At 39.9% G+C, this 7,903-nt stretch carries 7 protein-coding genes and 1 rRNA gene; 7 read left to right on the plus strand and 1 reads right to left on the minus strand.

Annotated features, from left to right (window positions below):
- Positions 1–7: 7 nt before the first annotated feature.
- Entirely contained in the window at positions 8–2,050 is a 2,043-nt protein-coding gene (locus BLQ57_RS02050) for an insulinase family protein (RefSeq protein WP_087937801.1), read from the plus strand.
- Positions 2,051–2,105: 55 nt separating this feature from the next.
- On the opposite strand, the gene BLQ57_RS02055 is transcribed toward BLQ57_RS02050, so the two are convergent.
- Positions 2,106–3,746, minus strand: coding sequence for a M61 family metallopeptidase (locus tag BLQ57_RS02055; RefSeq protein ID WP_087937802.1), 1,641 nt, complete (start codon positions 3,744–3,746; stop codon positions 2,106–2,108).
- A gap of 143 nt (positions 3,747–3,889) precedes the next feature.
- Here BLQ57_RS02055 and rpmH point away from each other — a divergent pair, with 143 nt between their 5' ends.
- The 6 genes from rpmH to BLQ57_RS02085 form a co-directional block, all read left to right on the plus strand.
- A complete protein-coding gene (gene rpmH / locus BLQ57_RS02060; RefSeq protein ID WP_087937803.1) occupies positions 3,890–4,048 on the plus strand; it encodes a 50S ribosomal protein L34 in 159 nt (52 codons plus the stop codon).
- Between the two features lie 46 nt (positions 4,049–4,094).
- A complete protein-coding gene (rnpA, locus tag BLQ57_RS02065) occupies positions 4,095–4,493 on the plus strand; it encodes a ribonuclease P protein component (RefSeq protein WP_087937804.1) in 399 nt (132 codons plus the stop codon).
- Positions 4,474–6,135: a S41 family peptidase gene (locus BLQ57_RS02070; protein WP_087937805.1), complete on the plus strand. Its 1,662-nt coding sequence runs from the start codon at positions 4,474–4,476 to the stop codon at positions 6,133–6,135. Before rnpA ends, BLQ57_RS02070 begins: the two co-directional genes overlap by 20 nt.
- Position 6,136: 1 nt before the next feature.
- Positions 6,137–6,823, plus strand: coding sequence for a tRNA (adenosine(37)-N6)-threonylcarbamoyltransferase complex dimerization subunit type 1 TsaB (gene tsaB / locus BLQ57_RS02075; RefSeq protein ID WP_087937806.1), 687 nt, complete (start codon positions 6,137–6,139; stop codon positions 6,821–6,823).
- Positions 6,820–7,326: a DUF2480 family protein gene (locus tag BLQ57_RS02080; RefSeq protein ID WP_087937807.1), complete on the plus strand. Its 507-nt coding sequence runs from the start codon at positions 6,820–6,822 to the stop codon at positions 7,324–7,326. The genes tsaB and BLQ57_RS02080 overlap by 4 nt, the downstream gene beginning before the upstream one ends.
- Positions 7,327–7,690: 364 nt before the next feature.
- Positions 7,691–7,903 (plus strand): 16S ribosomal RNA (locus BLQ57_RS02085); the annotation flags it as partial.

Raw genomic sequence — 7,903 nt, forward strand, 5'->3', positions numbered from 1 at the left:
AAATCAAATGAAAAAAATCATAACAACATTCATATTTGGGCTCTTGGCTGTAGTTGTTGCCTTTGCTCAAGTCGATAGGAGCCAACTACCTGCTTCTGGCCCTGCACCTGAGATCAAAATCGGGGATGCAGAATCATTTACATTAGATAATGGACTCAAGGTTTTTGTCGTAAATAATGATAAACTACCTAGGGTATCCTTTTCTTTGGTATTGGATAGAGATCCACTTTTCGAGGGAGAGAAAGCAGGTCTTACCGGATTTGTAGGGCAAATGCTCACTGCTGGAACTACAAGTCGAACCAAAGATGAAATTGACCAAGAAGTTGATTTTATCGGAGCGAGTCTTTCTGCATCTTCTACTTCAGTGTTTGCTTCTTCTTTGAAAAAGCATCAGGATAAAGTATTGGAGTTAATGACAGATGTCTTGTATAATCCATCTTTTCCCGCAGAGGAAATGGAAAAAATACAAAAGCAGACCTTGACAGGATTGGCTCAAAGCAAGGATAATCCTGATGCAATGTCAAGTAGGATGATTTCAGCTATGGTATATGGCAAAGACCATCCATACGGTGAGGTCCAAACTGAGGCGACTGTAAAAAACATTACAACGGAAGATGTTAAAAACTACTATCAGACTTACTTCAAACCCAATATTGCTTATCTCGTCATTGTGGGTGATATGACCTTAAGCGAAGCTGAAAGTGTGGTGGGTAAATATTTCTCTAAGTGGGAGTCAGGCGATGTGCCTACATTCGAATACCCAACTCCAAGCAGGACTGCTTCCAATAGAGTAGGACTTGTAGACAGAAGCTCCTCTGTACAGACCGTGATCAATGTAGCTCAGCCAGTACAGCTTCAGTTGGCGGATGAGGATTATCTGCCGAGTAGGCTGCTCAATCAAGTTTTGGGTGGAGGATCTTCGTCTAGATTGTTTGTGAATTTGCGTGAAGATAAAGGCTATACCTATGGCGCTTATTCTTCTATCGGTTCAGATCGATTGATTGCTAGATTTTCGGCCAACGCTTCTGTTAGAACGGAAGTGACTGATTCTGCAATAGTGGAGATGCTCTATGAAATTGAGAAAGTGGTAAATGAAGGCGTGACTGAGGAAGAATTGGCAAAAGCAAAAGCAAACCTTTCCGGTTCTTTTGGAAGATCGTTAGAAAGCCCCGCGACTATTGCGAATTTTGCATTGAATATTGAGCGATATAATCTGCCTAAAGATTTCTATGCGACTTACCTTCAGAAGTTGAATGATCTTAGCGTTGAAGATATCAATGCAACTGCCAAAAGGTTGATCGATCCGAGCAAGCTTTACATAACGGCGGTAGGAAATGGTGATCAGATAAGAGAAAAGCTAGAGAAGTTTGGTCCCGTTACCCTCTATGACAACATGGGCTTTGAAGCGAAAGAACTTACAGCTGATGCGGATGCAACAGCCGAATCTGTCATCGCGAAATACTTGGAGGCAATAGGTGGAGCAGAAAAGGCTCGAAACATCAAAACAACCAAAATGACCATGGAGGCAGAAGTGATGGGGAATAGCCTAAGTATAGATGCCGTTTACGATGTAAATGGTAGATACGGTCAGAAAACATCAGCCATGGGAAATGTCATTCAAAGTACTACCATAATCGGCGATGAGGGTTCAGTCTCCGTTCAAGGTCAGACGATGGCTATACCTGCGGAGCAGTTTAATATAGCTAAGATCAACTCTTACTTATTCCCTGAAGCGCTTTATGAAGATTTAGGTTACTCTTTGCGATTAGAAGGCCTTAAGGATGTGGAAGGCACCGCGGCTTACAAGCTAGTGATGGTCGCAGAGTCAGGAGCCGAGTTGATTAACTATTATGATCAAGCTACTGGCTTGAAGATAAAAAATGAAAACCCGGTATCGGGGGATACATTCTTCTCAGATTATCAAGAGAAGGAGGGGGTATTGATTCCCATGACTTGGACTATCAAGTCGGCAATGATACCTGTACCATTGGAGGCGAAAATATCCAACTTGGAAGTCAATCTTCCCTTGACTGACGAGGATTTTAAATAAGCACAATCGGCATACTTTCATATGGGGACGCGGAGGTACACCGTCCCCTTTTTTTTTACTCACTCCATAAGTTTCTTAATTCATTTTCTACCTCAGTTGCCTTTAGGAAATAGATGGGATAAAAGTTGGCCTTTACTTTGAAGTCAAAATCCAGTACTTGCCCATTTAGTCTTTCGATAGATATTTTAATTTTTTCCTTTTCTTCTACTTGTGTGATTTTATCACCTATCATCAGATGGGGATAGGCAGGGCTCTCGGGATGTATTTTTTGTATTTTATTTTCCGTATATAAGATTCCTAGGTTTCGACAAATAGAATCAGGGTTAGGTTTAGTCTCAAGAGAGATTCCTAGGTAGGGGAGTATTTCCTCTAGTTCTTTGAGAATAGATTCATTTCCTCCAATAAATCGCTTGTAGAAATCGTTACTTTTCCATTCTTTACCGAACTTAGTTATGACCCGCCAAAAAGTCCCCTCTTGATAGCTTCTCTGTCCATATCGGAATCGATCATAGGCATGTTTCATTACTTTGGCCAAAGAAGAGCCTGACTGGTGAAGGTGGATATCAATTGCCCAAGCAACCAATGAGCCGTTGGCGTAGATGTTTTGTTTCTTATCTGGAATACCCGCCTGATAGCCGTCTAACCATAGGTCAAAGGATGACTCCAGCAGATTTTGATTTTTCCAGCCGAAATCTCGAGAAACGCGATTGATCGTTTTCTCTATTTCTCCGAAATATTCCTCTAGACTGAATATTTTTGATTTTAATAGATACAGGTCTCCCATATAGGTGGTGATTCCTTCTAGAATCCACCCGGATTTTGTGTAGTTTTCTTTCGAAAAATCGTAAGGAAACAAATCTCTAGGACGTATACTGCAGACATTCCATGCATGGTAAAATTCATGTGAGGTCACTCCTATGAGTTCCATCATGGAGGACTTTTCTTTCAATTTGTCTGCTGGGCCAAAGGTGATGACAGTGCCTTTTTTATGCTCGACTCCATGGTAGTGAGTGTAAGGAAGAAGCTGGTAAATGAAATGGTATTCATTTTCAGGGAATCCCCCGAAGTCATTAAGTTGCTTTTGGAGGAAGCTGTTCAAGGTGTCTAAAAATGATTTTTTCTCAAAAAACACTTCTCCATGAAACCAGCAATGTATCATCACTTCGCGAAGCGGTAGTTGCCAGTGTGTTAATTTTTTGGCAGCAAGTAGAGTAGAGTCTGCCACTTCTTGGAAGTTGATAGCTTCATATTTTCGATTGGAGATTTCGGGTAGGGTGCAGATTTGCTGGGAAAAACCTTCAAGGTCAAACTGAAAACTGTAAGGTCCGAGAGCCGCCCCTTTCACCTCAAAACAGCAATTGACTAGATTGAGATAAACTTGCTGGTCATCCACCCAGGAGGAACCTGCATCCATTTTTCCTGCAAAAAATTCATAATGGATTTGATATTTCCCGACTTTCGTTGCGTTAAAAGTCCAGCAGTCTTTGGTGGTTTTTTCCCAAAACAAAGCCTGGCCATCCGGTTGAATGACTTGAAAATTTCTAATATTTTGAGCGTAATTTGCGATCTGATAGCGACCAGCACGCCAGGCTGGTAATTGGAGTCTGATCAAGTTGGACTGGTTCAATATAATTTCCAGCTTAATTTGGGTGAATTGGCTGGTGGGGCAGTGGCAAGAAATGGTGTATTCAAACATAGGTGAAAATTAACAGGTTATTCTCGGATAATTATAGTAGAGTAGTTTGTATTTCAGAAAACGCTGCATATCTTTGCAGTCCTTTTTGGAGGTTAAGTCCAGAGGAACAAGTTAAGAAAGCAATTAGATAAAGATATTCGATCATGAAAAGAACATTTCAGCCTTCCCGCAGAAAAAGAAAAAACAAGCACGGATTTAGAGAAAGAATGTCTTCTGCAAACGGTAGAAGAGTTCTAAAGTCAAGACGCGCTAAAGGAAGAAAAAAATTGAGCGTTTCTTCTGAAAAGACCCTGAAGAAGTAATTCTTTAAGGTAGTTTTCGTATTTTCATGCGAATTGACGCCTTGTGATGAATTACCGATTCTCAAAAAAAGAGCGATTACACGCTCAGAAATTAATCAAGGAACTTTTTAACGAAGGTTCCTCTTTTTTTTTATATCCATTTAAGATACTCTATTTGAAGAAAGACAGCTTGGAGTCCCATCAGGTGTTGGTCTCGGTATCAAAAAGAAAAATTAAAAAGGCGGTTCATCGAAATTTTGTCAAGCGAAGGATCAAGGAGTCTTATCGGCTTAACAAACATTCACTTAAATCCACCAATGGATATGCCCTGATTGGTTTGATTTATGTAAGTTCAGACCTGATAGAATTCCATGAAATTGATCAAAAGATCCAAAAAATTCTACCCAAACTCGAGGGTCTTTTGTCACAGGAAAAACAACAAAAAAATGAAGATACAAGCCAATAAAATTATCCTCTGGACCCTAATTGGGGTACTATCAGTTTCGGGGATATTTGCATTCACTACCAAAAATGACAAGTTATTCGCACTGGCTAAGAATATTGACATTTTTGCTACACTGGTAAGAGAATTAGATTCCTTTTATGTAGAAGAGATAGACCCTGATAAATTGGTCACCATAGGGATCAATGCCATGCTAGAGGAATTGGACCCCTATACCACTTATGTTCCTGAAGAGGAGTCGGAGGATTTTAGAATGCTGACCACTGGTGAATATGGGGGGATTGGTGCTTTGATAGGAAATAGAGAATATGGTAATATCATTATCATGCCCTATACTGGATTTCCTGCGCAATCAGCGGGGCTTAAAATAGCCGACCAGATACTTAAAGTGGACTCTATAGATGTAGTGGGTAAGGCTACTTCAGAAGTTTCAGATTTATTGAAGGGGCCTGCAAATACCCCCTTGAAATTAAAAGTAAGGCGAAATACAGATACGCTCGAGTTTGACCTTGTAAGAAGGAAAATATCCTTGAAGAATGTCCCTTATTACGGCAAACTAGACGAACGGACAGGTTATATCAAACTTAGTGATTTTACTACCAATGCGTCAAATGAAGTGCGTAAAGCAGTCCTGGATTTGAAAAACCAGGGAGCAGAACAATTAGTGCTGGACCTTCGAGATAATCCAGGAGGCTTATTGGGAGAAGCTGTAGAAATAGTCAACCTTTTTATTCCCAAGGGAAAAGTGGTTGTAAAAACTATAGGTAAACTTGAAAACGTCAATTACACTTATAAAACATCAAAATCTCCAGTAGATAAGGAAATACCGCTCGTGGTTTTGATCAATGAGCGAAGTGCGTCCGCTGCGGAAATTGTGGCAGGAGCACTTCAAGACTATGATAGGGCAGTTTTGATCGGTAGAAAATCCTTTGGTAAGGGGCTGGTTCAGACTACTGTCCCTTTGACCTATAATGCGCAAATGAAAGTCACTACTGCCAAATATTATATCCCAAGCGGACGATGTATTCAGGCGATAGACTACGCACAAACCCGAGAAAACGGTTCTCTGATTACAGTGCCTGACTCGCTGAGGAAAGAGTTTAAAACAAAAAACGGCAGGATCGTCTTTGATGGTGCAGGTATAGAACCAGATCAATCGGTAGAAACAGAAAGTTACGCTCCTATTTCTTACAGTTTAGTAGCGAGAAGTCATGTATTTGATTTTGCCACACATTATGCGTACCGACATGATCAAATTTCAGATCCGTCGTCTTTTCAAATTTCCGAGGAGGATTATCAGGATTTCATCAAATTTCTGGAGGGTAAAGAGTACGACTACACTACTTATTTGGAAAAATCAGTAGAAGATATGAAGGAAAACGCAAAAAAATCACCTCTTTATGAGGAGGTAAAGGATCAGATAGAGGCATTGGAGATGAAGATAAATCACAGTAAGGAGCAAGATCTCATTACTTATAAAGAAGAAATCATGAAAATTTTATCTGAGGAAATTGTATCAAGGTATTATTTTCAAGAAGGGCTGATCCAAGCTAGCTTGGATGAAGACAATGATGTAATTAAAGCAATGGAGATCTTCTCTAACCCTAAAAATTTAGATCAGTTACTTTCAGCATCGATCAAATAATATGTCACTCATTTTATCCTTGGAGACATCCACAGATAAATGCTCTGTAGCATTACATGATTCGGGTAGACTAATTAGCCTTGAAGAGTGGGATGAAAAGGGAGGTCATGCGACAAAATTACCCATATTGATTGATGAGGTAATGAGGAAATCAAATCATCAGCTTGATGATCTCCTTGCCATTGCTGTTTCTGAGGGGCCCGGATCGTATACAGGCTTGCGGATAGGAGTATCGACGGCAAAGGGTTTGGCTTATGCCTTGGATTTACCCTTGATAGCTGTGAATACCTTACAATCTCTGGCGATTCAGTTTTCTGGTAAATCTGAAAAGAGTGCGATTATTGCTCATATGGATGCCCGTAGGATGGAAGTCTATGCACAGCCTTTCGACTCAACTATTCTCCCATTGGCCGAAATAGCCCCTGAAGTATTGGAGGAAAATAGCTTTATGGAATATTTATCAGGTGGACCTGTGTTTTTTGTAGGTAATGCCAATGAGAAAATAGCCTCCATGATATCAAGTGTCAATGCAACTTTTGAAGAAGCTGATTTTTCTGCCCGATGGATAGGTGAGTTGGCTTTTCAAAAGTATAAAAAGAAAGAGTTTGAAAACCTAGCCTATTTTGTTCCTAATTATCTTAAAGAGTTTCAAGTATTGAATTCAAGAAAAAACCCACTATTGTTATGACTGAAATTGTCAATAGAGTTGCTCAAAGCCCTATCGTCACTATCAACTTGGAAGAATTTTATCCCAAAGAGGAGCGATTGCTTTTTGATTTGAAGCCATTTCTTTTCCAAGAATTGGTTTTAAGAGAAAGAGAGTTTAGGGAGTCGTTAAAGTCATATGATTGGTCAGTATACAAAGGGAAATGGGTTGCTATTGATTGTACCGTAGATGCTATTATACCCACATGGGCATACATGCTTGTGGCAACTTACCTTACTAATTCAAAAGGCTATGTCATTGGAGATTTGTCTCAACTTGAATTTTACATAGCTGAGCGATGTGTTACCCAAATAGATTTAGATAGAATAGAAGGTGCGCCAGTAGTTATCAAAGGATGTAGTGAAATCACAATTCCGCTATTTGCTTATGGAAGAATTGTCTCATTGATTCAGGACAAGGCAAAATCAATAATGTTTGGGGAGCCTTGCAGTACTGTTCCGCTGTATAAAAAACCAAAGTCCTGATTTTTAGATTGATGAAAATTTTCTTAACAAATACTTGAATTTTTGTCTTCACAGTCTTGTGAAATCTCTTAATCTACCCTATGTTTGCACTCCCAAATGAGAAAAGTCTCGAGGGAAATTATAATTGAAGAGCGGCAAGAAAAAATAAAATAAATTTTTTCAAAACTCGGTTTGCAGATTAAAAAAACATTCCGATATTTGCACTCGCTTTTGGGGAAAGTAGCCCTCACCAAGTCTCCGAATGCGGGGATATAAAGTTCTTTGAAGTGATGTAAGGCTAATAAAAAAGAAGAAAACCTGAGTAGAAAAGACGGGAGTTTCGACGGTATACTTTACTGTCGGGGCATTTACAAATAGACAACTTACAATGGAGAGTTTGATCCTGGCTCAGGATGAACGCTAGCGGCAGGCCTAATACATGCAAGTCGAACGAGATTTGGGACTTCGGTTCCAATGAAAGTGGCGCACGGGTGCGTAACACGTATGCAACCTACCTTATACAGGGGGATAGCCCGGGGAAACCCGGATTAATACCCCATGGTATAGACGAATCGCATGATTTGTTTATTAAAGATTT

The organism is Algoriphagus faecimaris (genome assembly GCF_900101705.1).
GTDB lineage: Bacteria > Bacteroidota > Bacteroidia > Cytophagales > Cyclobacteriaceae > Algoriphagus > Algoriphagus faecimaris.